Raw genomic sequence first — 24917 nt, forward strand, 5'->3', positions numbered from 1 at the left:
ATATCGCATCGTTGCCATATCTTAGATTTAAGTGGATTCAATACTTTAAAAACCACTAAAATAATATGGATAAATAATAGACCTGAGTGAGCAGAAAATATAATCGTTTATATTTATCGTTGCTATCTATAAAACCTATCGAACAGGTGAGTTAACTAAGCCTTTGTATCACCGAAATTTATTTAAGAATTGCATGACCTAACTTCAGCGTCGAAGCTATATTTCTTGCCGTTCTAGTTAAGTTCAATTCAGCTTCTTGCAGCACTTGTTCAAGAGGCTGGGGAGAGCGCACAGTCCCAAACAAACAGCTCATTTCACCATAAAGCGCTTCGACTTCAGTGCCCAGTGATCCGGCAATACCTATGGTTGGAATACCTTGTAAACTTGCACGCTTGGCAATGCCATAAGGTGTTTTGCCTTGCAGGGTTTGGTTGTCCATCTGCCCTTCCCCCGTAATCACGAGGTCGGCACCTTTCAATATCTCATCAGCTTGTAATACATCAAGTACCATCTCAATGCCGGGCTTAATCTGCATGTTGAATAGCAAACTCATCCCCATCGGTGTGCCACCAGCAGCGCCATAACCAGCACGGCTGTGAACGGGTTCATCGCCACTAACACAACCCTGCGTTTCAGCGATTTGAGCAAAATTCGCAAGCGCCTTATCCAGCATCACAACTTGTTCTGGGCTTGCGCCTTTTTGTGGGCCGAATATATGGCTGGCACCGTTATTACCACACAACGGATTATCAACATCGCACGCCACAATCAACTCGATATCAGCACAACGTGAATCTAGACCTGTTAGGTCAATAGATGCTAACTCCGCTAACGCAGCACCACCTCGGCCAAGCTCTTGTCCTTTGCCATCTTGCCCTTTACCATCTAACAAACGTCCACCTAACGCTTGTACAATACCCGCTCCACCATCATTGGTCGCACTACCACCTAATCCAAGAATAATGGTTTGAGCGCCCTGCTCTATCGCTTCTAATATCAGTTGCCCAGTACCGAAAGAAGAGGCAACCAAAGGATCTCGTTGGGCTGGAGTTAGTAGATCCAACCCAGATGCGGCAGCAATCTCAATCAGTGCGGTTTTGTTTGGATTACGCTCTGAAGGTTCAAGTATCGCCCATTCCGCATTTACAGGCATACCCAATGGCCCTTCAACCTGAGTTACTCGCTTTTTCCCTGCTAAACCTTGTAGCAAAACATCAACCGTACCCTCACCACCATCGGCCAAAGGCAAGGTCACGAAATCCGCGTCGGGGAAGACTTCACGAAAACCTTGTTCAATACACGCCGCCACCGATACAGCCGATAAAGATTCTTTAAACGAGTCTGGTGCGATAACTATTTTCATTGGTAAGCACTATATTAAGTCAATATTCAACCACGTTACTACATAGAAAAGAGAATATCGAACACCCAATAAAGTAGTCCTACTCAAGTCTCCTTTACGGAATAAGCGATAATTTTCCCTCTTGAAATCCTATTTTGATCGGATCGATATCCGTTTTTGAGGAATGCGTATAGAGTTGAATAAAATGAAAGTGATATAGTCCACCAAAATTCAATTTTGGAAAAATACCATGCATTCAACCGACGCAATTGAACTCGTCAAACTAGGCGTAAACATCGAAATCGCAAAAGACTCTTCTCTACACCCGACAGACGCACTAGAAATCGTAAAGATTGCCAGCGAAATTGGTACTCATGTTACCGTGAAGAAGAAGTACCACACTGAAGTTCTGATGGAAATGGCAAAGGTAGGACGCGACCACATCACTGTTGCTATCTAACCAACGGCGATCGAGTCCTTCACCGCAGAAAAAGCAGAACGTGCAACATATTGGGGGCAATATGCTGCACGTTTTTATTGCCAGAAAGGAGCATGAATTTTCTGACATTAGCGATGTTCGATTCGCTAATCGGTTAAGCCAACTGAGCTGATATTCTGTTGTTTTTACGCTACCTCAATCTGCGCAATTAGCTCTCAAGCACTTCATTTCCAAACAGGGGCATCACTCCCGTTTGACGACAAACTTCGTTTAAGCGAACCTGAGCTTTCAAGATGTTCTCTTTCCAGTGTTCATCTTGCGCCCACATTTCGATCACCAGTGGCACTACACACTTCGTTTCTTTCAATGTTTTGAAGATCGCATTGAAATCGACTTCTCCCTCACCAATCACTAAATCACGGAACTGCCCTTTATATTCAGGAGTGACGCGATATGTGTCTTTAAGGTGGATCTGCGTAATGCGCGGCTTACTCAGCTTAAGCTCTGTCACGATGTCATAGTTCCAACCCGAGATATTGCCTACGTCTGGATACGCGGTGAAATAAGGCGAGTCAATCTCACGGCTCAACACTTCAAACTTGCTCAGTGAGTTCAGGTAATCCGTGTCCATGATTTCAACCGCTAGCATCACCCCAGCACGCTCCGCCAGTTGTGCCGATAGCTTCATACCTTCGATAAAACGCAGGTGTGTCGCTTCATCTGCAGGTTCGTAATAGACGTCATATCCTGCGAGCTGAATGGTGCGAATACCCAACTTGTACGCCAACGTAATGGCCTTCTCCATATGGATAACGGCTTGCTCTCGCACTTTCGGATCGGCTGAGCCAAATGGGAACTTGCGGTGTGCACTCAAACACATCGACTGTAGCGGCACTTGATGCTCTTCACACAAACGGCGTAGGCCATAGACCTCTTCATCGCACCAGTCTAAACGGCTGCGTCTTTCATCAGATTCATCGACCGAAATTTCAAGGAAATCAAAGCCTAACTCTTTCGTCGTTTTTAGCTTCTCTTCCCAACTTAAGTCATTCGGAAGGGCTTTTTCATAAAGCCCGACACGATGGCGCGTTAAGTTTTGGTACATAACGCCTCCTAGTTCCAGTAGCGGTTAATTTGTTCTTTCAGTGCTTCAGCGGTTTCTTGGCCTTTTTCACCCGCCAACGCGCGGCCAGCAATGAAGGTTTTCGCTTTAATGCCTTCAAATAGGTACAAATCTTCTGGGACGATGCCACCTGTGATAGAAAGATCGATGCCCAGCTCAGACAAAGCACGCATCTTCACTAAGTCTGCTTCTGTCCAGCCCACGCCCGCCAACTCAGCATCACGAGAACGGTGGTAGATCGCTTGTGTAATACCTAGGTCAACCCAAGCTTGAGCATCTTCCATAGTCCAGTTACCGTAGATCTCGATTTGAATTTCACCATTGAACTCATCAGCGACTTTCTTACATGCATCAATGGTTGCAATGTGCGCTGCTGCTGAAACCGTGATCCAGTCAGCACCTGCTTCAAATGCCATACGAGCCAGAATCGCCCCGCCATCTGTGGTTTTCATGTCACACACTAAGATATGGTCAGGGTGGTTTTTACGCAGTGTCGAAACCGCCTTCATGCCTTCAGCGAACGCAAGGATAGTCCCCACTTCTATCACGTCTACGTAGCTCTCTACGTTGTTCGCGACTTCAATAGCAGCAGGTAGGTTCGTTTGGTCTAGGGCAATTTGAATCATTGGTTTAGTCATGGTTTTATCCTTTAATTTGTTCACGTATTAGATGAGCAAGGCCATCTTGATTGTTGTCTGTTTTGCACACGGCTTGAGCGTTCGATTTGACGGTGTCGTCAGCATTAAACATCGCTACGCCTAAGCCTGCGTATTGAAGCATTGATATGTCGTTGTGATTGTCACCAATGGCAATCACTTGGGAGGGCTTAAAACCCAGTTCATTCACGTATTCAGCAAGGCGTAGGCCTTTACTATTTCCCTTGGCGGCAAAGTCGATTCGGTTCGACCACGAACGTTCGCCGTTAAAGTGGTCTTTGACCCAAGGCGCTTGCATCAAGCGGTCAACCGACTCTTGCTCCCCTTCCACCACAAACTTCCACACAAACTCGGTGTTCTTCGCCGTTTCAGAGAATGAATCCACGCGATAGATGTTTGGTTTATGGTGCTCTGGCGCTTGCTCAGCCCACTCTTCCAACGCCAACATGTAGGCGAATGGGTTGTAGTTGGAGTACGTCATCGCATCGGTGATGTACATCACCATCTTCAGTTTGTGTTCCTGTGCTAAGTCGATGAACGTCAGAGCATGTTCATGCTCAATTGCGTTCTGAGTTAAAACGGTCTCGGTTCGGTAGTCATACACATAGGTCCCGTTGCAGCAGATAATTGGAGTGTCTAGCCCTAACTCATAGTAATAAGGCCTTGCTGCGGTGTGATGCCTACCAGTCACGATCATCACGTGGCAATGTTGCTTGGCCTCTTGGATCGCTTTTTTCACTTCAGGATGGATGGTGTGATCATCGGTCAACACGGTTCCATCAAGGTCTAACGCCAATACTTGATACATCGCCTCTCCTCACATCACACTTATTGCTGCCCGTAGTAAGCATTTTCACCGTGCTTACGTAGATAATGTTTGTCTGATAGCTCCGGCTGAATCTTGATGCCACTGTTCAGCGAGCGTGTAGCCAATGCCATGGCCGACACTTCCTCTAGCACCACCGCGTTATGTACGGCGTCTTTGGCATCTTTGCCCCAAGAGAAAGGTGCGTGTCCTGCCACAATCACACTCGGTACTGCCATCGGGTCGATACGGCGCTGGATAAACTCTTCGATGATCACCAAGCCAGTGTTTTTCTCATACTGATCCGCAATTTCGCTATTTGAGAGCTTGCGAGTGCACGGAATATCTCCGTAGAAGTAGTCAGCATGTGTCGTACCTAGAGCTGGAATATCAATACCCGCCTGCGCCCAAATCGTTGCACTGCGAGAGTGGGTATGCACAATGCCGCCGATTTCTGGGAACGCTTTGTAGAGCTCCAGGTGAGTAGCAGTATCACTTGAAGGATTCAGCTTGCCTTCAATGATGTTGCCCTCTAAATCCACTACCACCATGTCTTCAGCCGTCATGTCACTGTATTCAACACCTGAAGGTTTAATCGCTATCACGCCATTTTCACGGTCAAACTCAGAAACATTACCCCAGGTAAATGTCACTAAGCCGTACTTAGGAAGCTGCAAGTTTGCTTCTAAAACACGTTGTTTCAATTGGCTATATTTGGACATATCGACTCCTTAAGCCGCTTCAGCTTGTGCGAGCGCCATATCAATCAGGTTCGCCACATCTTGCGATGTTTTACATGCACGTAGTTTTGAGAAATCTTCATCAAACTCGATTAGGTTCGCGACCTGCATCGTGCCTTCAATGTGCTCTTCTGAATCTTTACCTGCCAAAGTGATCAGCACATCGACTGGCTCATCTACATCATCAAAAAGAACTGGGGTTTCTAGGACCGTTAACGCAAAACCTGTTTTGATCACGCCATCTTCTGGGCGGCAATGCGGTAGAGCAAATGCGTCGTGAATACAGATGTATGGGCCTTCAGCCGAAATCGCTTTGATGATCGCGTCGTGATAACGCTCTTCAGCCACACCTGCTTTAACCAGAGCATCAGTACCGATTTTGATAGCCGACTGCCAGTCGGTTGCTTTTGCATTAAGTTGGATTGAGTTGTTGGTAATCAGAGATTCTTTCAAGTTCATTGTTTTGCTCACTTAGTAATTTGTTATTAGTATTTTTATTAGCCCAGCCGCTTTGCCGCTGGGCTAGCTCAATTATTTGTGGAAGTTGTTTTCGATAAGTGAAATCAGCTCATCACCAAAGGTTTTCACCATGATCATGTTCTTCACTGCTAGCTGCTGTTTACCTTCCGGTAGGTTGGTAATCTTTTCAGCCAGCGCAACCGAAGTAACGATGATGTCGAATGAACCTAAGTGTGATTTGTAGTCTGTGATTGCACTGTTGAATGTGGTTGCTGGAATCCCTTTCTTATCTAAGAACTCTTTGATCTTCTTAGAGCACATCATTGATGAGCCTTGACCAGAGCCACAGCACACGAGAACTCGTACTGGTTTCTGTTCAGTAGCGCTGCTCGCTTGTGGAGCCTCAGCCACCGCTTGAGATTTTACTGGCGCTTGAGAACTAGGCGCTTCAACCTCAACCTCTACACCTTCTGGTGTTACTGCTGTCATGGTTTGTGCTTGTTGCGCTTCGCCGTCTTCTTCAGCACGTAGTGCTTTCGATGCGAAGTACATGTACACACCAGAAAGTGCGACAACAACAAAGAAGAACATGCTAGAGCTAGAGATACCTTGCATGATTGGTGGGAATACGAGAGCCCAGTCAGCCATACCCATCCAGCCGTTAAACTCAGTACCTGATTGCGCGAAGATGTGAATAGCCCAAGCTGAGCCAACTACTTCGATAATGCCCATCACGAAACAGATCTTCATCACCGCTTTCCAGCCACCGAAGTGGTTAGCGAACACACCAATCGTTGCGTTAGAGAAGAACATTGGAATAAAACCAGGGATAATCATAATTGGCGCATCGAAAGCCAACATCGCCAATACTGCTGTGAATTGACCCACTGCACCCCAAAGGAAACCGAACACCATTGCGTTTGGTGAGTATGCGTAGATAGCCGCACAGTCAATCGCAAGAACCGCATTCGGGATGAGACGTTGAGAAATACCGTTGAACGCTTCAGAAAGCTCGGCAACGAACATACGTACACCGGTTACGATTACTTGAATCGCTACTGCGAATTTCAGACCCGTTTCGAAGATGTAGATAAGCCAGTGCGTGCTACCTGCCATCTCTTGAAGGTTATCAAGACCGAAAGAGAGAAGGATGATGCCGAAGAATGCCGTCATGACTAACGTAGTCGCAGCAATACTGTCGTGGAAAATGTGTAGCCATTTCGGTAGGTTAATGTGATCAACGCTGTCGTTTTTATCACCCAACTTCGGAGCAACTTTAGTTGCAACCCAAGATGCAAATTGCTGTTGGTGACCAATCGAAAAGCCCGCTCCACCTGTCACTTCTTGTGTTGGCTTGAACATGATGTTGGAAGAGATGCCCCAGTATAGAGCCATCAGAATTGCAGAGTAGATGATGGTTTCCCACATACCCGCGCCTAGCACGAAATAGAAAACAGCAATCAAGCCAGCTTGTTGGAACATGATGTGTCCCGTAAGCATGATGGTACGGATACCCGTGATTCTGCGGAAGGCAACCAATAGAATGTTGATGCCTAGCGCCATAAGTACTGCGTACCCAACCCAAGAGTAATTGTCACCCATGGTTTCCATTGTGGCCATCATGGAGGTGTAAGGGTCGATTACCGAGCCTGTCAGTCCATGAATTTCACTCATCTTTTCAATAACAGGTTTAAAACCTGCTACCAGCGTTCCCGCACCCACTTGAACAATCATAAAGCCAACAATGGTTTTGATTGAACCGGAGATAACGGTTGTTGCGTCACGTTTGAGAAGGATGTAACCGAGACAAGTTACGATACCAAGCAGCAAAGGTGCTTTGGTCATAACCTGACTATAAAAAATATAGAAGATATCGTATAAGAACTCCATATCTTTACCCCTGATATAATTTGTATTTTTAATGATTTGTAGGATTCAGTGATGTCTTGTTTTGCTCACGAGATAGACTTTAACAATCAAAAGTAATCATTCAATGCTCACTTGTGATTACTTTGATTTATATCAATTATCCACCATTAGAATGTGGTTAATTGGGCATTGGATCACACCCAAAAACATAAAACCAATAAAAACAACAACTTATAAAAACTTGTGATTAAAGTCTTGTTTTACAACAGCAAGGATTTGACAATCACAAATGTGATTATTAGAATCAAAACAAATCAAAAGTAATCATCAAGTTGTCACAACGACAAATAGAGTGATAAATATGAACGAAGTGCAAAGACACAACGGCATCCTGTCGTTACTAGAAGAAATGCAGACGATTAATGTCTCTCATATTATTGATAATTTTAGTGTTTCACCGGCGACAGCTAGACGTGATATCGCAAAATTAGATGAGCTAGGTAGACTTCGAAAAGTACGAAATGGCGCCGAAAGAATAGAAAACCAAAAGAGAAAGTGGTCACCGCTCAATATCAACAGTACTGAGTTTTATGAAGAGAAAGCTCAAATAGCGCATGCCGCGGCCGAGCTTTGTCAGGCGGGTGACACTGTAGTCATAAACTGTGGTTCCACCGCTTTCCTACTGGGTCAGCAGCTATGTGGAGAAGACGTTCAGATCGTGACGAACTATTTCCCACTCGCTAGCTACCTGATCAACGAAGATCATGACGACGTGATCATCATTGGTGGCCAATACAACAAGGCACAAAACATCTTTTTAAACCCAGCACCAAACTCTTTGGGTGGCTATGCCGGGAACTGGATGTTTACGTCTGGTAAAGGGCTAACTGATGCGGGTCTCTATAAAGCCGACATGCTAACCGCCGTTGCCGAGCAACAGATGTTGGAACAAGTCGACAAGTTAGTTGTTGTGGTAGACAGCTCTAAAGTTGGACAAAGGACCGGAATGCTGTTTTGCGATGCTAAGCAAATAGACATCGTAATCACCGGTAAAGATGCCAACCCAGACGTGGTTAAAAAGATTGAAGCTCAAGGGACGCAAGTCATCTTAGTGTAAATCTAATGGGCTAACCCGCCCTCAAATAATAATAAATTTCAGCTCAGTGCCTTAGTCCAAATTAAGGCGCTCGGCTCCCTACATCCAAAATTAATCAAATTATTGAAATAAAAGGTATTATCATGAGCAATGTAAACGAAATCACTCGCGAGTCTTGGATCCTAAATACATTCCCTGAGTGGGGCACATGGTTAAATGAAGAGATTGAACAAACTGTAGTTGAACCAGGCACATTCTCTATGTGGTGGCTTGGCTGTACAGGTATCTGGTTAAAATCTGAAGAAGGTGCAAACCTATCAATGGACTTCTGGTGTGGTACTGGTAAGAAGACACAAGCGGTTCAAAAAATGAAAAACCAACACCAAATGATGCGTATGGGTGGTGTTGAAGCGCTTCAACCAAACCTACGTACTGCTATCTTCCCGCTAGACCCATTTGCGATTAAAGAAATTGATGCGGTAATGGCATCACATGACCATGGCGACCACATCGATATCAACGTTGCAGCAGCAGTTCTACAAAACTGTGGCGACCACGTGAAATTCATTGGTCCTAAAGCGTGTGTTGATTTATGGATGAAATGGGGTGTGCCAGAAGATCGTTGTGTTATCGCTAAAGTTGGTGACGAGATTCGCATCAAAGACGTAAACATCAAGGTTCTAGACGCATTCGACCGTACAGCGCTTGTCACTCTTCCAGAAGGTACGTCTTCTATCGATAAAGACATTCTGGATGGCATGGATGATCGCGCAGTGAACTACTTGGTAGAAACAACTGGCGGCTCTGTTTACCACTCTGGTGATTCTCACTACTCGAACTACTACGCGAAGCACGGTAACGACCACAAAATCGATGTAGCATTGCTTTCTTATGGTGAAAACCCACGTGGCGTGACTGATAAAATGACGTCTTCAGATATTCTTCGTGCTGCTGAATCTCTAAACTGTGAAGTGGTGGTTCCATTCCACCATGACATCTGGGCTAACTTCCAAAACGACCCACGTGAAATCGAAATGCTATGGAACATGAAGAAAGAGCGTCTTCAATACGGCTTCGCTCCTTTCTTCTGGCAAGTGGGTGGTAAGTACACTTACCCAACAGACAAAGGTCGTATGCACTACCAGCACTTCCGTGGCTTTGCTGACATCTTCAAGAATGATCCAGAACTGCCTTACCGCGCATTCCTATAACCATTAACCTTACTCAATAAGGGAGCACTTTGCTCCCTTTTTTAATATTCAAATAAGGAAGTTGGTATGTTGTTACGTGAATTCAAAGAGCACTTTGGCCGCGGAGACTTGAAAGCTGCGATCGGAGTGGTTTCCCCAGGAACCAATGGCTATTATCTACTCGTAAAAAGCCATAAATGGGGAGTAAACAGTTTTCTTGAGTCTGATAGAAAGATGCAACCAAGAGTGTTTAAAAGTCAGCAAGCCTTACTAAATGCAGCCAAGGCCATTGGCTTCACTTATCAAGAGATTGATATTCAACATTTATAATCAACGCGCTAATCTCTCATGCAAGCCAATAAATGATACTTACCCGCTAAACAGCCAAGATATTCAGGAAATGAATAACTAAAAGAGCTTAGTATTTATTAATCCACTCGATAAAAATAATTCTTACAATTAAGTCCCTTTATTCGTTAATAATATTGTTACTCAACGGCATAATAGTCACGAATCCATTCAATGAGTTAGGTTATGTTCTGCAAGCGCCTTTTGGCATTGGTTTTACCCATTTCTGTTATCTTTTCTACGCACGCTGAAACCTTTGGTGAGCGAATAGAGCGCATCGAACAAGAGAACGCACTCGCGAAAACCATGAGCGAAACACAAGCTGAGTTAATACAGAAAGTCGTTCAAACTAATCATTGCGCTAAAGTAGCATTGGTTCATCACCAAAGGATTCTAGGTCAATACAAGAACCCAACCTCTTCTTCAGAGCTATTCGTTAAATGGCGAGAGCAAGGCAAGCGACTAGACAGTGAATATGAGGCCGAATATCCCGGTTACCCTAAGCACGTATTTCAAGAATACCCAGCCGCTTCAAGCAAGGTTGATGGTTACCTATTTGCCCTAATTGACAATGGCTTGAATGAAAAGTCATGGGTCGCCAAGGAGTTCAAACAGTGCAAAAACAACAAGCTGATTTCAAGGGCCTAATTCAATCTTGGCAAAGAGTGGGCTTCCAAAATAGAAGCCCGACAAACAACTGAAAGCACCTCGAGTTTCACGCTAATAAAGTAAAAACAACCCTTCATACCCGCCAATTTCTATCTGATTAACATATTCACCAATATTGCCATCTGCATCGACTGGCTTCATCGGAACATCCAATGTAATCGTCAGTTTCTCTATCTCATAAAAGCTTGCGCTCTTACCGTGGAAGTCAGTGCGATACAGCACTCGCCCATGATCAAACTCTCTCGCTAACACCATATTTTCAGGTCCACCAGCGACCACTTGCTCTTCAGATTGGTAGATAAAATAGGTAAATGTCGGCAATACGTGTGTCATTCCATCGGGTAAGTCTTGGTGTACCATTTCGTTCATCGATGTATCACCGACTATGGTGTAATCAGCCGGCACAGGCGTACTTGTCGAGAGCATTAGAGGGATCGCGTCAAAGCTTTGTGGAATGTGGTTCGCTGGCTCACCTAACTCAATAGCTAACAGCGAGCTTGGCTGATACGCCAAATTCTTAGGTATACCACTCCGCCAAAAGTTATCTGATGTGGTATTGCCACTGCCATATACATAGCCGTTATTCCATTGGTTAAAATAGCTATAGTGAGGGTGGCGACTCAAATGGTAAATCGCTAAAGCAGAGTACTGATCTTGCTTCCAGTTTTGTTCACTATTCCCGTAATGATGAACTCGTCCATAGCGCGTAGTTGCCTGAAAAATAACGCCCTGCTCAGCATAAGCGAGTGCAGAGTTATCCCAATGTTTTGATATTCCTGAGTAGCCACTAAAACCGGTAGAAGGGAAAATATAATGCTCTCTGAGGTATAGAGACCCGGCTTCTCGTAAGTGAGATTGACCATTTCTTCCTAGCAAATTTGCCGTTCCTATATTCAATCCAATCAACGCAGCACTATCCAACAATGATAGTTTTTTCAAGAACTCTGAAAATTGCAATTTATAGATTGTATCCGCTTCACTTGAGCCAGCGACCGCACCAAGCTCCTGGACATGCCCACCAGAGTAAACAAAGAATTGATTAGAGCCGATCAGCTTATTGGTATCATCGTTGTAAGCACCATTGAGACCTTGTTCGCCCCAACTTTGTTGGTAATAGCCCTGTATTGCCGATAGGTAGTCCAAACTATCCATATTCGTTAACGCCCAAGAGGAATTTGCACTCCACATTCGACCAAATGGAATGACTCTCGATTCCCAGCGAAAGCGAGCGGTAGCATTTTTGTTTGTGCGCTTGCGGTACTCACTTTGTGACAAGTAGTTATCACCATTGAGGTCTGCAGCGACATCAAAACCACGGATCTTTCGCCATTGGCTGATAGCATTGCCGTCCGGCGTTGTAGTCGGAGCGTCGGTCAGTTTCACCGTCGGAAAACTGTTTTTCAGCTTCACGTCTTTTAAACGCGGGCGGTCTTGTGGGTTATCCCCCTGCCAACGAACCCTAACAACATAAAAACGCCCACCATCTCTTACAAAGGTTGAACCAAAATACTGCCCACCACCATAGCTTGCACCACTGCCATCGTGTGTCGATGCTCTCACCCAATCACTTGGTGGGTTCCAAATCACAAACTGGTTTTTGGTCATATTGAGGGTTCTATCTTTCTTGATCTCTAGTGTTTGCCACTGCGATACCAACCCATGAGAATCAACGGCTGCTGGGTATTCAATCCAAAACTCGCCACCTGCAGCAAACTGAGAAAACTTGAAGGTTAAACGATCAAACGGCTCAGCATGGTAGATATAAAGCGCTCCACCGCTTTGGAAACTCTCAAATACATCCGCATCCCACGGTGGTTGTTGGTAAAGCCAAAAACCCGCATGGTCTTCACTGGCTGTGTACCCGACAATTACGGGTTTTCGGTTTAAAAGCGTGTTTTCACCGTGCGTCTTATCAACTTCAGCAATGACCGTATCTTCGGAGAAATGAAGGAAATAGTCTTCGAAATTAATGCCATCCAACTCGGCTTGATTACGCAGATCGTTCTCCAGCCAACCAGAATTCACCGCCATCGCTTGGTTATACATATAACCAATTGTTGTAGCGTGCTGGTTGTCAGTGATGTCTGAATAAGCGCCGAATACAATGTCGCTGTTAGCGATCTCCCAATCGATAACATCATCCGCAGACAAAGGAGAGCCGTCGAGAGCAGTGCCGGGCTCATGTTGCCCAGGTAATACTACCGCTGTACCAACGGCAAATGAGTGACTAGCAACCAAGTATGATGGTATGAGCGCTAGTACCCAGAGAATGTAGGTTTTCATTATCAAAACTTCCTAATCGATACTGTCGTAACTCATATAACGAGACGAAAAGTCAGCCAACTTACGTGTCAATTTAGGAATCAAAATAAGAAAAAGTATTGGTTAGATATAAGTATTGATCAAGGATGCTCCGCCTGAAAGACAGTTACCATCACCCACTCCATATAAATAAAGACGTAAACTCAGCACGTTATAGAGAAAGCTAAAAACTTATAATCTTAATTTTTCTCTTAAGGTAAGTTGCACAGGCAGTGAAAATTGAGGGGGCATTTATTCTCAAAATGAGAATTTTGGGTAGAAAGAGATTGTGGTGATTCCAAAGCAACACCACAAAACTGCGTCACCGTTGATCGAGTATCAAGGTATTCTGATGGGAGAACTACAGCCTTAAATTCCACTTACCTTGGTGGTCACGGTCGCAATTTTCTTGTGTATCGTAGCTGATATGTTTATCGATATTCTTCAGTGTAATTCCTACCAGACTGAACGCCTTTTGGATGGTCATTGAGACTTCTTGTTGACCTTCACCTTCTAGGAAATTCGTTCTATCTTGATTGGTGTCGAATACACAAACAATTTTTAAACTCTGCGGAAAAGAAGAAAAATTGACCGTATGAGTCACCCAAAGAAAACCATCGTAACCTTTCAACGTATCTTCACAAACGTCAGTTAGCACATCTCTTATTTGATTTTCGATCTTCTTATCTGATTTACGCATGAAGCAAACCCCCTATTTAACACCTTAAAATATAAGGTTTTTTGGTCAATGTAGTCTCAACCGATATTGGACACTGTGAGTCTCTCAAATGCAAAGTATTTATGCATCTACCTGAAAATTCCACAATGTGGGACTATTGTTTCACAGAGTGGAATGTTGATAGTTATCACATTATCAATAACAAACAGCGGCTATATTTCCCCCCATACAAAGAGAGGCGGTTTTATGAGCAAGTTACAAGGTAATCAAGCACTGGTTAAAGCGATCGCAGTAATCGACTCGATTGCTGAAGGTAATCGACAACTAAAAGATGTGTGCGAACATTTAGAGTTGCCAAAATCAACCGTGCACAGAATTATCCAAGGCTTGATAGAAGCTCGTTATATCCGTGAAGTAAAAGGGATTGGTCTCGTATTGGGGACTAAGATGATTCAGCTTGGTATCCGTGCTCAGCAGGACATGCCTCTCAAGGAGATTGCTAAGCCATTCCTACGTGAGCTAGCAGCAAGAACAAAGGACACTGTTCATCTAGGTATTAAAGATGAAGACCAAATTTTCTACCTAGATAAGATCCCCGGGGAACGTGCGATTCAACTACGTTCACAAGTGGGAGACCGACTCCCGATGTCCGCAACTGGGATTGGCAAAGCGTTAATGATTGATATGCCAAAGATGGAATGGATTCGATTGATTTCATCGCAAACGGATCACGACGTTGAGTCAATGCTGAAAAGAATGACTGAGTATTCTAAGCATGACTATAGCTATGACTTAGAAGATAACGAAGATCTTGTGCGCTGCGTTGCCGTACCTATTAGAAATAAATATAACAATATTATTGCGGCTATATCAGTGACCAGTATTAAAGAATATATGTCTGACGAGAGAATGACAGAGTTAATCCCTGTTATTACTGAATATTGTCAGAAAATATCCAAGCAACTTAATTAACCCTACAAGTGTATGTAACTTACACTTTATTATAAATATTAAATTAATCAGGTACGACTATGTCTAGAACCGGAAAAATTCTAGCCATTGGTGGGGTGTTTGTCGCCTCAATCATTGGTACAGCAATTGCTACAAACTCTCAAGGTAATAGCCAATCGAGTATTGCAGCTGGTGAATCTCAAGTTCAAACACTGCGTTTCAGCATGAGCTCTAATAACAAACACCCTATTTATGATGGTGCTGCTAAGTTCAAAGAAATCGTTGAAAAATTTACCGAACTAAAGGTGGATATATACCCTTCAGCACAATTAGGTGACGACCGAGCAGCAATTGAAATGTTGCAATTAGGAACGCTTGACGTCTCCATCCCATCGACAGGTCCACTGGCAAATTTCTACCCAGAATATAACGTGTTCGACCTGCCTTTTATGATCACTAGCGAAGATGTAGCTGACAAAGTTCTCCGAAGCGAGTTTGCTGACGATATGTTGAAAAGACTAGAGTCAAAAGGCCTTGTTGGCTTGGACTTCTGGGAAAATGGCTTTCGCCACTTAACGAATTCGCGCCGCGCCGTAACATCAATTGACGATGTAAAAGGGCTGAAGATCCGCACCATGGAGAGCCCACTTCACTTAGATGCATGGAAAGCAATGGGCGCAACCCCAACGCCAATGGCCTTCAACGAACTGTTCACAGCGCTACAGCAAGGTACGGTTGACGGACAAGAGAACCCATACCCGAATATCGCGCTAAACAACCTATTCGAAGTACAAAAAACCTTATCGAATACAGGACATGTATACACACCATTAGCCTTGATTGTTAGCCAAGCTACATGGAACAAACTGAGCCGTCACGACCAAAGAGTCTTACGCCAAGCCGCAATTGATGCTGGCGACTACGAGCGTCAGGTTAACCGCCGAGTAAACCAAGAAAGTTTAGATGTAATTAAGAAAAACATGGAAGTCGTGACCCTGACACCTGAAGCGCTAGTTGGTTTCCAGGAAGCAACTAAACCGGTTATTGATAAATACACACCAATCATTGGTAAAGATGTTGTATCCGCTTTCCAAGAGCAAATTAAAAAAGCAGAAAGTGAATTAGCAACTCAGTAACTCAAGCCATCACTTTATATTTAGAATCTTACTTTTTTAATACTTAGTTTCTCATGGTTATAAAAATAAACCATAAGAAGTAATCGTTCTAAGTAACAAGTGGATAAGGAATCTTATTATGTTGAATTGGTTAGACAAGTATTTTGAAAATACGATAGCCGTAATACTGCTCGTTATTATGACGGCAGCAATATTCTTACAAGTAGTATCCAGAACATTCGATTATTCAATTGCTTGGACTGAAGAATTAGCTCGCTACTGTTTCATTTGGCTAGTTTATATCGGCATCAGTTTTGCCGTTGCAAAAAAGAGCCATATTAAAATTGAAGCGATATCCATGTTAATTGACGACAAAGAAAAGAAGTACCTAAGCCTATTCTCAGATTGTGTCTTTTTGATTTTCTCCGTCGTGATCTTATTTAAATCCACACAAATGGTAGAACACCTCTATCAGTTGGGACAAACATCGCCAGCACTTGGGTTACCGATGTGGATAGTTTACTTAGCTGGTCCAGTGGGATTTGCACTTACGACTCTCAGATTGATTCAACAGATGGTCTCGACCACTGACGAAATCAAAGCAGCGAAATAAGAGGTAATCATGTCAGTATTTATTTTGTTTGCGACATTCGCACTACTCGTTATTGCCTCTGTGCCTATTGCTATCTCACTAGGTATGGCAACGCTGCTCACTATTATTTCGACGGGTACGTTAAGCGTTGATTTCCTTGTAAGTACCTTAATCACGTCTGTTGATTCGTTTCCAATCATGGCAGTGCCATTTTTCATTCTGGCAGGTGACATCATGGGCAGCGGTGGTATCTCGCAGCGTTTGGTGAACTTTGCTAACTCACTGGTAAAAAACATCACAGGTGGCTTCGCGATTGCTTCGATCATTACATGTATGTTCTTCGCTGCTATCTCTGGCTCAGGCCCAGCAACGGTTGCTGCCGTCGGTGGCATCATGATCCCTGCGATGATCAAATACGGTTATGACAAAGGCTTTGCAACTGCGGTTGTTACTGCAGCAGGCGCGATTGGTGTAATGATTCCGCCAAGCATCCCTATGGTGATGTACGGTGTGTCTGCTGGCGTATCCATTGGTGATTTGTTCATTGCCGGCATCATCCCTGGCATCTTGGTCTCACTGTGCTTGATGGCGTGGGCATACATCTACTCAAAAAAGAAAGGCTACAAAGGGTCAGACGAACCGTTTAGCTGGAAAGAAGTATGGGCTCAATTTAAGCATGCTCAGTTGGCACTACTCATTCCCGTGATCATTCTGGGCGGTATCTACGGCGGTATATTCACTCCAACAGAGGCGAGTGTTGTAGCTGTCGTCTATGGCCTGGTAGTAAGTCTATTTGCCTACAAAGAAATAACCTTCAAAGACTTGCCGCAAATCTTCACTAAATCCGTGATTACTTCTGTGATTGTATTGTTGATTGTGGGTACAGCGACCGCTTTTGGTAAGTACTTAGCGCTTGAGCAAATTCCAACGCAGATTGCTAACGCGATGCTTGAGTTCTCGGATAGCAAGGTGATCTTCATTATTTTGATGGTAGCACTGCTACTTGTAGTTGGCTGTTTTATGGAGACAGTAGCTGCAATCATTATCCTGACGCCTATTCTGGTTCCTGTGGCCATGCTATTCGGATTCAACCCAGTTCATATCGGCATCATCATGGTAGTTACTCTGGCTATCGGATTTATCACGCCTCCTCTGGGTCTAAACTTATTTGTAGGCTCAAGTGTTTCTGGGGTCTCTGTTGAGAAGCTCTCAAAAGCAATTATTCCGTTCTTCCTAGCCATGATGTTTGCATTAACGCTGATTGTATTTATTCCCCAGATCTCTCTGGTTCTGATTTAAATAAGGTATTTATTGTGAAAATTATTGATGTCATTCCACACGCAATCTCTGTTCCACTTGAGACACCGTTTTACTTTGCTCAGGGCTGGGTCCATAACCGTAGCTCAATGATCATTGAAATTGTTACCGATGAAGGAGTTATCGGTTTTGGTGAAGCCTTGTGTCATGGACTGCAAAGCCCACACATCGCTGCTGCATTTGTCGAGCATACCTTTAAGCCATTGCTACTTGGACGTAGTCCGTTCGACGTAGAGGTACTTTGGGAAGAGATGTACAACGTGACTCGTCCATATGGTCAAGGTGGTTCAGCGGTAAACGCGATCAGCGGTGTTGATATTGCCCTGTGGGATGTCATTGGTAAGGCTCTAAATAAACCGATCCACTCCCTCATCGGTGGTGCATTCCGCAAGGAAGTCACCCCTTATGCTACAGGCTTCTATCGTATTGCAGACGCAAAATACCCAGAAGCCGCGATCGAAGAAGCACACCGTTATGTCGATGGTGGCTTTGAAGCCTTCAAGCTTAAGATTGGATTCGGTGTAGAGGAAGATATCGCCTTCATTCGTTCAATTCGCGAAGCCGTCGGTAATGACGTGAAAATCATGGCAGATGCTAATGGTGCTTACAACGCGGCTGCAGCACGTCGCATCATCAAGGAAACAGAAGAATTCAATCTGTATTTCTTGGAGGAACTATTGGCACCTGAAGACATCACTGGCTACCAAGAAATCAAGAACCTTTCTAAAACTTATATCGCCGCAGGTGAGCAACTGTTTGGAAAAATGGGCTACCGCCCTTGGCTTGAACAGAGAGCACTAGATGTGATTCAACCTGATCTATGTTCTTCAGGTGGTATCACGGAATGTAAAAAGATTGCAGCAATGGCACAAGCAAACCACACCATGATGATTCCACACGTGTGGGGTTCTGGCATTGGTATTGCGGCTTCTTTGCAGTTTATTGCTTCACTACCAAGCTCACCACTATCACTCAACCCTATCGAGCCAATGCTTGAGTTTGACCAGTCTTCACACCCATTCCGCAAAGATCTCATTTGCGATGGCATCAAGATGCAAAACGGCAAGGTACAAATTTCTACCAAACCGGGCATAGGCGTTGATGTGAATACCGACATCATCAAGCAATACAAAGTTAACTAACTAAGCGGAGTTAACTAAATAGGCAAAGTTAACTAAACGAAAGAGTTACCTAGATACACAAAGTAAAGACATCAACTAAACCTAAAACTGCGCGTCTTAGGGCGCGTCTGTGAGCTGTAATTATGAATCAAAAAAACACAATCAGTTGGCTAATTCTAGACTGGGGAACGACAAACTTTCGTGCCTTTGCCATGGATGAAAAAGGAAAGGTCGTTGATAAAACAGAACGAAAGATGGGACTACTTCAGGTTGAAGATGGTGCCTTTGCAAGCGAACTTGAATCATTACTAAGTAAGTGGATTGGCGATTACCAACACTTACCAGTTTATATGGCTGGCATGGTTGGCTCTGCACAAGGTTGGGTTAACGTCCCGTATGTTTCCACTCCAACTAATGTGGAGTCCTTGGCTCAAAACACCCACCAATTCGAGCTTCCTTGGGGGGCACCCGCAACCATCATTCCGGGTGTCAGCCATTGTGATAAACATGGCAACTACGACGTAATGCGGGGCGAAGAGGTCCAGTTATTTGGACTTCTAGAGTTAGCAGGTAAACCGACGCTTGAAGCAGCCTTTCCGGGCACTCACAGCAAACACGCAAATATTGAAGCGGGTAAGTTAGTCTCATTTTCAACCTACATGACCGGAGAGCTTTTTTCCGCACTGTCAACACACACCATCCTAGGACGTGGCTTACCTGAACAAGTCAGCTCTAACGCTGCTTTTGTAAAAGGGGTAAAAGAAAGCTCGAACCCGTCAATTACCAATCAACTCTTCAAAACCAGAACACACCGTCTGTTCGGCAATCTAGAAGAGAATGAAGTGTTTGATTACTTATCAGGGCTGTTAATAGGAAACGAAGTGCGAGAACTGCATCAAGAGAGCATCTACTTAGTAGGCGGAAAAGCCCTATCAGAACGCTATGACCAAGCATGTCGTCAACTGGATAAAACAACCGAATACGTGAATGGCGATGACACTTTCATCGCTGGAATATTAAAAATTAAAGAGGCAATGAACCATGACAAATAAAGACTTTAATCTAAATGATCACCTACCACTCGTTGCCATTATCCGTGGTGTGGAACCAGCAGACTGTATTCGAGTAACACAGATTTTGATTGAAGAAGGCTTCTCAATGATCGAGGTGCCATTGAACTCACCAGACGCACTGACCAGCATTAAGATGTTGGTCGAGCACTTTGGGGACCAATATCTTATTGGTGCCGGCACTGTCACTACACCTGAAAAAGCGCAAGCAGTGATAGATACAGGTGCAAACCTAGTTGTCACACCAAACTTCAACGAACAGGTCGTGAAAATGTCAGCGGCAGCAGGTTGCGTAAGCTTCCCTGGCGTGGTCACTCCGACAGAAGCATTCGCTGCACTTGCGGCTGGTGCGACAGGGTTAAAACTATTCCCAGTATCTATGCTTGGTCTTGATGGTTTTAAAGCACTGAAATCCGTACTGCCTCCAGAAGCAATCTGCTTACCTGTAGGAGGAATCAACCCTACCATCGAGAGCATGAAACCTTACTTGGACATCGGTGCGAAAGGTTTTGGTTTAGGAGCCTCTCTCTACAAGCCTGGCTTATCTGACGACGAGATTCGAGCCAACGCCAAAGCATTCAACATCGCCTTTAAAGCGTCTATCGCTGAGTAAGTGAGCCATACAAAGTAAGCTGTAAACAACGATACGGCTCATATTTTTCTACGTGATGACTCTAACTGGTCATAGAGAATAGTATGAGCCGTATTTCGTTTATATTTATCTTAGCTCGCCGCCTGTTCCCAATCAGTCAGTAACTTCATGATTACGCGAGAGTCTTGATGAGTCGTCATAGGTGCAGCAAGCTGTGTGTCACCTTGCTCAACCGCTTTTCGGATATTGTGCACTTGATAATGGAAGCCGTCACCTTGCGCTTCGACTTTCACTTCACGTTTCGATGTTTCATAGATCTCAACCGTGAATGTATTCTCTTCAGTCGGTAACCATGGGTTGGTGTCGAGAGTGATGCAACCTTTGCTGCCTAAAATCGTAAAGCCATGCTTTAAGCCGTGGTCTTCTGCAGTATGGATTTGCGCAGTGAACTGATCATTGAATCGCATCATTGCTGACGACTCGCAGATATTTCCATCTTGACTACGTCGGCCAATGGCTGAGATCTGCAGATCATCAAACACACTCTCACCAAACTGGTGTTGCGCGACAGAGTGAATCAGCGACATTGGGTAACAACCCAAGTTGTATAGCGCACCTTTACTCGCAGGGTTCACAAACTGGTCAATCGCCGCAACGTATGAGCCTTGAATCGAGCGTACTTCACCAATCTCACCAGTCGCCAGTTCTTGATGAAGCTTGGCAATCAATGGATGGTTTAAGTACATCAATCCTTCTGCGAAAAATACGCCCGCTTCTTCTACGGCTTGTAAAGCTTGTTCGGTTTTTTCCATATCAACCGATAACGATTTTTCACACAGAATCGCTTTGCCTTTTTGAGCGGCTTTAATCACGTATTCGTGGTGGACGTGGTTAGGTAGCGCGATGTAGATAATGTCGACCGACTCATCTTCAATCAAGGCTTCATAGCTGTTGAAGGTTCGTGTTGGTTGGTACTGCGCGGCAAGCTCATTGAGTGTTTTCTCTGTGCGTCCTGCAACGGCATACAGTTCACTTTGAGTATCGCCTTTAATCGCATCCGCCATAATGCCTGAGATAAAGCTGGTTCCTAGGATTCCCCATTTCATGCTTAGATATCCTTCTTGTGAGTTTCAAAGGCTTGTACTAATTCAGTTATATCACGCTCGATAAATGCTTGCGTATGACGCATTCCAAAGTGCTGATTGATCGCTTCGCGGTTAACGTATTGTTCCAGCAAGATCACACGATCGCTTTGGTTTTCGTCATAGGTTGCTATTGCTTGTAGGCAGCCCGATTCGCTCTGCATATCTAGGCAAAACTGTTCGATGGCTTCAACCGCAGCCTCACGTTCAATATTGGTTTTAATCTTAAGTTCGGCAGTAACAAAGATGGTTTCGTTTGTTTGAGGCATTTCACGCTCTTATTTTAGTTAATTATCGGTTTGTCATTAATATAATTAACCCCTAATAATTGATAAACTCACCTTTTGTTTATTATTTATCAACCAAGAGTGTTTAATGGATAAGTTAACCAGCATGAAAGTCTTCGTTTACGTAGTGGAACAGGGCAGCTTTCGCAGCGCCGCCAACCACTTCAACCTGTCGGCGACCATGATCAGTAAACATGTCCATCATCTTGAATCGAGCCTCAACTCTCAACTGATTCATCGCACCACACGCAAGCAGTCTTTAACCGATTCAGGGCAGCTCTACTATCGAGAATGTAAACGAATTCTGGAAGACATCAGCAATGCTGAAAATCTAATTCAAACCTTAGAAAACCAGCCTCAAGGCACGGTCAAAATAAACTGCCCAGTGACCTATGGGAACAAGGTGCTTGCCCCGATAGTGGCGAAGTTCCTTGCCAATAATCCGACGATTAATGTCGAGCTCGTACTGAACAACGATCTTGTCGATCCTTATTCATCTGATATTGATTTGATTGTGCGGATTGGTGACCTGTCAGACTCCAGTTTAGTCGCCAGATATTTAGGGGATTACGAGATGTGTTACTGCGCAGCTCCTGCATACCTAAACCAACATGCAGAGATTCGTGTATTAGAAGATCTCGCGCGACACCCATCACTTGGATTCAGTTATAGCAGTCGTCGTGATGTGAGTGGTCGAGATGCACAAACGCGGAGTACGCAAAACAATGAAGCGCAACTCCTAGCCTCTCAGAACCACCAAGCAACGCATAGCGCGGTGAATAAAGGGCAAGTGCGTTTGATGTCGAATAATGGGGATGTGTTGCGATATGCCGCCCTGCAAGGCGTAGGTGTGTTATTGCAGCCAACTATTTTAGTGTCAGAAGAGATTGAACGTGGTGCTCTGTTGGAAATTTTAGCTGGTATGGCACCTTTGCCTAAGCCGATTCACTTACTCTACAAAACCAAGCAACTGTCGTTGAAGAACAGAACCTTTGTCGAGTTCTTGTTAGCCGAGCTTGCTGAATAACGAGATGGTTTATGTAACTAGGACTTTTAAGCAGCGATAAACGTTAAACCATTTGCCAATGACTCATCAAGCGCTTGCCAAGGTCAGAAGGCGTGGTGTTATGGACGACCATCTCATCGCATTGGTTAAACATCATGAAGTGTTTTAGCTCATCACATAAGGCATAAACAAATGATTCATGTTTCTTGATTCGCTCTTCCATAACCAAGTTACGAATATTGAGTAAGCGACTCTTCCTATCAACCTTACAATCCATTCGTGCCACCAGCTCACCTTGCCACAGAATCGGCAAACTAAAGTAACCAAACTGGCGCTTGGCTTCAGGAACATAACACTCAAGAAGGTAATCAAAGTTAAACAGTGATTGCATTCGCTTACGTTGAATCAACAGGTTATCAAACGGAGACAATATCTTTAACTTGATTCGAGAAAGAGGTTGATTCAGAAGCTCAAACGCATTAGGCAACACATAATAATCAGAGCCTTGAACATCCACCTTCACGACTTGTTTGTCTTCAAGCATCTGCTGGAGTGTTTTCTGAATAAGTGGTTTGGTGTTCTTAAGGAGATAGCTCATTTCCGATGCGATTCCCACACCGTTCGCTTCTAAATAACGCGTGATCAGATGCTCGATATACTCTTGTTCAGTGGGTTCAGAGGTATCAATGCCACTAGGCAACACTCGCTCAGTTAGGTCATACACCTTATGAAAGTTCACTCGGCTTGGCACCATTAAGTCACCTTGCATAAACAAAGTCTCTAGTGCCTGTTTAGCGGGTTTCCCCCCCCATCCGCCGGGGTTTGGTCTATCCCCTTCAAAGTCTTTCGCCATCAATGGCCCTTCGTTCTCAATGCGTTTGAGGACATGTGCCATGAGTGCGTCGTCTTTTTTATACCAATGCTTAAGCTTACCGCTCGCAAACCCATTCTTTCGATGCAGGCTGAAGCGGTAGTCTCGCATAGGTAAATACGCGGCGGCGTGCGACCAATATTCAAACACTTCTCGACGCTCTAACAGCTTATCCAGATGATTCAGTTGGTAGCCTTGATTGCGATTCCAAAGCGTGTGGTGGTGAGCTCGCTGAATCACAGAGATCGTATCAATTTGCACATAGCCAAGGTTTTCAATCGCTGACAGCGTGTTCGCCAAAGCACCGCCATTACGTTGCTTTTTGGGCGGTAGCTTCTTAGGTGGCAATTTTTGCGAAAGCAATACCATTTTTTGTGCTTGTGCGAGTGAAAGTGATTCCATGAAATTCAGACTCTAATTGATAGCAATGATCGGCTTATGATTCCGCAATAAGCTCTTGAAGGATTTGCTTGTACGTTTCTACCGTCTGCGCGCCTGTCACTGCACTCTTGCGGTTGAATACCACAGTAGGAACAGCTGAGATGCCCATGCGTTGCCATTCAAACTCTTGCGCTTCTATTTGCTTTAAGTTGTCGATGTTCTTTAGGCGTTTCAGTGCCTTCGTTGAATCCAAACCAACCGCTTCAAGTTCTTGTGCAATCACTTCAAGATCAGACAGATCTTTTTTCTCTGAAAAGTGCGCAGTAAAGAAGCGTAGCTTTAACTCAGTCTGTTTACCGTGCGCGAGAGCAAAATCAAGCAGCACATGTAGGTGACGTGAATTCACCATTCTCATGCTGTCATAGAAATTGAAATCAAACCCAACCGCTTTGCCACGAGCTGCCAGTTGCTCACGTGAACGTTGGCTCTCTTCCGCACTAGAGCCGTATTTTCTCATGATATGCTCACGCAGGTTTTCACCCTCTTGTGGCATATCTGGATTCAGCTCAAACGGCTGCCATTCAAGTTCAATTTGTTGTTCTAAGCCAAGTTCTGATAAGGCTTGCTCTAGGTTTTTGTAGCCGACAACGCACCAAGGGCACATTACGTCAGAAATAATATCGAGTTGAAGTTTCTTGCTCATCGTCATTCCAAATATCGTTGCTAAGGCGTATCCAATTCGAAATGGATACCCAT

The 24917-nt window shown here is 44.4% G+C and carries 26 protein-coding genes; 13 read left to right on the forward strand and 13 right to left on the reverse strand.

The features are described 5' to 3' along the window. Window positions 1-178: 178 nt before the first annotated feature. On the reverse strand, window positions 179-1363 hold the full coding sequence (locus OH460_RS12360; RefSeq protein WP_269997437.1) for a glycerate kinase: 1185 nt from the start codon (window positions 1361-1363) through the stop codon (window positions 179-181). A gap of 229 nt (window positions 1364-1592) precedes the next feature. Between OH460_RS12360 and OH460_RS12365 the strand changes: the two genes are divergently transcribed. Beyond that, complete coding sequence (locus tag OH460_RS12365; protein ID WP_008215911.1) at window positions 1593-1802, forward strand: hypothetical protein; 210 nt, start codon at window positions 1593-1595, stop codon at window positions 1800-1802. A 187-nt stretch (window positions 1803-1989) separates the two neighbouring features. Here the strand turns inward: OH460_RS12365 and OH460_RS12370 are convergent, their stop codons facing one another. The 6 genes from OH460_RS12370 to OH460_RS12395 form a co-directional block, all read right to left on the reverse strand. Next, window positions 1990-2886 carry an L-ribulose-5-phosphate 3-epimerase gene (locus OH460_RS12370; RefSeq protein WP_269997439.1) on the reverse strand — a complete coding sequence of 299 codons (897 nt, stop codon included), beginning with the start codon at window positions 2884-2886 and terminating at the stop codon, window positions 1990-1992. A gap of 8 nt (window positions 2887-2894) precedes the next feature. Then, on the reverse strand, window positions 2895-3542 hold the full coding sequence (locus OH460_RS12375; protein WP_269997441.1) for a 3-keto-L-gulonate-6-phosphate decarboxylase UlaD: 648 nt from the start codon (window positions 3540-3542) through the stop codon (window positions 2895-2897). A gap of 4 nt (window positions 3543-3546) precedes the next feature. Then, window positions 3547-4368 carry a pyridoxal phosphatase gene (locus OH460_RS12380; RefSeq protein ID WP_186171824.1) on the reverse strand — a complete coding sequence of 274 codons (822 nt, stop codon included), beginning with the start codon at window positions 4366-4368 and terminating at the stop codon, window positions 3547-3549. A gap of 20 nt (window positions 4369-4388) precedes the next feature. Next, complete coding sequence (locus OH460_RS12385; RefSeq protein ID WP_061032091.1) at window positions 4389-5087, reverse strand: L-ribulose-5-phosphate 4-epimerase; 699 nt, start codon at window positions 5085-5087, stop codon at window positions 4389-4391. Between the two features lie 9 nt (window positions 5088-5096). Next, window positions 5097-5564, reverse strand: coding sequence for a PTS sugar transporter subunit IIA (locus OH460_RS12390; protein ID WP_269997446.1), 468 nt, complete (start codon window positions 5562-5564; stop codon window positions 5097-5099). 72 nt (window positions 5565-5636) lie between these two features. Then, window positions 5637-7454, reverse strand: a complete 1818-nt coding sequence (locus tag OH460_RS12395; RefSeq protein WP_269997448.1) for a PTS ascorbate-specific subunit IIBC — start codon at window positions 7452-7454, stop codon at window positions 5637-5639. 340 nt (window positions 7455-7794) lie between these two features. Here OH460_RS12395 and ulaR point away from each other — a divergent pair, with 340 nt between their 5' ends. From ulaR to OH460_RS12415, 4 genes are all read left to right on the forward strand, one after another. After that, window positions 7795-8550: an HTH-type transcriptional regulator UlaR gene (gene ulaR / locus OH460_RS12400; protein ID WP_061032088.1), complete on the forward strand. Its 756-nt coding sequence runs from the start codon at window positions 7795-7797 to the stop codon at window positions 8548-8550. 122 nt (window positions 8551-8672) lie between these two features. After that, window positions 8673-9740, forward strand: a complete 1068-nt coding sequence (gene ulaG, locus OH460_RS12405; protein WP_008215922.1) for an L-ascorbate 6-phosphate lactonase — start codon at window positions 8673-8675, stop codon at window positions 9738-9740. 66 nt (window positions 9741-9806) lie between these two features. After that, the gene (locus tag OH460_RS12410; protein WP_269997451.1) at window positions 9807-10049 is read left to right on the forward strand and encodes a hypothetical protein; all 243 of its coding nucleotides are present in this window, start codon (window positions 9807-9809) and stop codon (window positions 10047-10049) included. A 204-nt stretch (window positions 10050-10253) separates the two neighbouring features. Next, complete coding sequence (locus OH460_RS12415; protein ID WP_269997453.1) at window positions 10254-10715, forward strand: hypothetical protein; 462 nt, start codon at window positions 10254-10256, stop codon at window positions 10713-10715. Window positions 10716-10787: 72 nt separating this feature from the next. On the opposite strand, the gene OH460_RS12420 is transcribed toward OH460_RS12415, so the two are convergent. Both OH460_RS12420 and OH460_RS12425 read right to left on the reverse strand, forming a co-directional pair. Next, complete coding sequence (locus OH460_RS12420; RefSeq protein ID WP_269997455.1) at window positions 10788-13019, reverse strand: hypothetical protein; 2232 nt, start codon at window positions 13017-13019, stop codon at window positions 10788-10790. Window positions 13020-13398: 379 nt separating this feature from the next. Further along, a complete protein-coding gene (locus tag OH460_RS12425) occupies window positions 13399-13737 on the reverse strand; it encodes a Fis family transcriptional regulator (protein WP_269997457.1) in 339 nt (112 codons plus the stop codon). Between the two features lie 225 nt (window positions 13738-13962). On the opposite strand from OH460_RS12425, the gene OH460_RS12430 reads away from it, so the two are divergent. From OH460_RS12430 to OH460_RS12460, 7 genes are all read left to right on the forward strand, one after another. Further along, window positions 13963-14688 (forward strand): IclR family transcriptional regulator, encoded by a 726-nt coding sequence (locus OH460_RS12430; protein ID WP_269997459.1) that lies wholly within the window; start codon window positions 13963-13965, stop codon window positions 14686-14688. Between the two features lie 59 nt (window positions 14689-14747). Then, window positions 14748-15803 carry a TRAP transporter substrate-binding protein gene (locus OH460_RS12435; protein WP_269997461.1) on the forward strand — a complete coding sequence of 352 codons (1056 nt, stop codon included), beginning with the start codon at window positions 14748-14750 and terminating at the stop codon, window positions 15801-15803. Window positions 15804-15921: 118 nt separating this feature from the next. Next, entirely contained in the window at window positions 15922-16395 is a 474-nt protein-coding gene (locus OH460_RS12440; protein WP_269997463.1) for a TRAP transporter small permease, read from the forward strand. 9 nt (window positions 16396-16404) lie between these two features. Continuing rightward, entirely contained in the window at window positions 16405-17673 is a 1269-nt protein-coding gene (locus tag OH460_RS12445) for a TRAP transporter large permease (RefSeq protein WP_269997465.1), read from the forward strand. A 14-nt stretch (window positions 17674-17687) separates the two neighbouring features. Continuing rightward, a complete protein-coding gene (locus OH460_RS12450) occupies window positions 17688-18833 on the forward strand; it encodes a mandelate racemase/muconate lactonizing enzyme family protein (RefSeq protein ID WP_269997467.1) in 1146 nt (381 codons plus the stop codon). Between the two features lie 122 nt (window positions 18834-18955). Continuing rightward, on the forward strand, window positions 18956-19864 hold the full coding sequence (locus tag OH460_RS12455; RefSeq protein WP_269997469.1) for a 2-dehydro-3-deoxygalactonokinase: 909 nt from the start codon (window positions 18956-18958) through the stop codon (window positions 19862-19864). After that, complete coding sequence (locus OH460_RS12460) at window positions 19854-20495, forward strand: 2-dehydro-3-deoxy-6-phosphogalactonate aldolase (RefSeq protein ID WP_269997471.1); 642 nt, start codon at window positions 19854-19856, stop codon at window positions 20493-20495. Before OH460_RS12455 ends, OH460_RS12460 begins: the two co-directional genes overlap by 11 nt. Window positions 20496-20605: 110 nt before the next feature. Here the strand turns inward: OH460_RS12460 and OH460_RS12465 are convergent, their stop codons facing one another. Together OH460_RS12465 and OH460_RS12470 are read right to left on the reverse strand one after the other, a co-directional pair. After that, window positions 20606-21580, reverse strand: a complete 975-nt coding sequence (locus OH460_RS12465) for a Gfo/Idh/MocA family protein (RefSeq protein WP_269997473.1) — start codon at window positions 21578-21580, stop codon at window positions 20606-20608. Between the two features lie 2 nt (window positions 21581-21582). Next, on the reverse strand, window positions 21583-21885 hold the full coding sequence (locus tag OH460_RS12470) for a putative quinol monooxygenase (RefSeq protein ID WP_269997475.1): 303 nt from the start codon (window positions 21883-21885) through the stop codon (window positions 21583-21585). A 106-nt stretch (window positions 21886-21991) separates the two neighbouring features. Between OH460_RS12470 and OH460_RS12475 the strand changes: the two genes are divergently transcribed. Continuing rightward, window positions 21992-22930 (forward strand): LysR substrate-binding domain-containing protein, encoded by a 939-nt coding sequence (locus tag OH460_RS12475; RefSeq protein ID WP_269997477.1) that lies wholly within the window; start codon window positions 21992-21994, stop codon window positions 22928-22930. A gap of 43 nt (window positions 22931-22973) precedes the next feature. Here the strand turns inward: OH460_RS12475 and OH460_RS12480 are convergent, their stop codons facing one another. Both OH460_RS12480 and OH460_RS12485 read right to left on the reverse strand, forming a co-directional pair. Then, window positions 22974-24182, reverse strand: a complete 1209-nt coding sequence (locus OH460_RS12480) for a winged helix-turn-helix domain-containing protein (RefSeq protein ID WP_269997479.1) — start codon at window positions 24180-24182, stop codon at window positions 22974-22976. A 34-nt stretch (window positions 24183-24216) separates the two neighbouring features. Next, window positions 24217-24864, reverse strand: a complete 648-nt coding sequence (locus OH460_RS12485) for a DsbA family oxidoreductase (RefSeq protein WP_269997481.1) — start codon at window positions 24862-24864, stop codon at window positions 24217-24219. Window positions 24865-24917 lie beyond the last annotated feature (53 nt).

Source organism: Vibrio sp. Makdt (assembly GCF_027587015.1).
GTDB lineage: Bacteria > Pseudomonadota > Gammaproteobacteria > Enterobacterales > Vibrionaceae > Vibrio > Vibrio chagasii_B.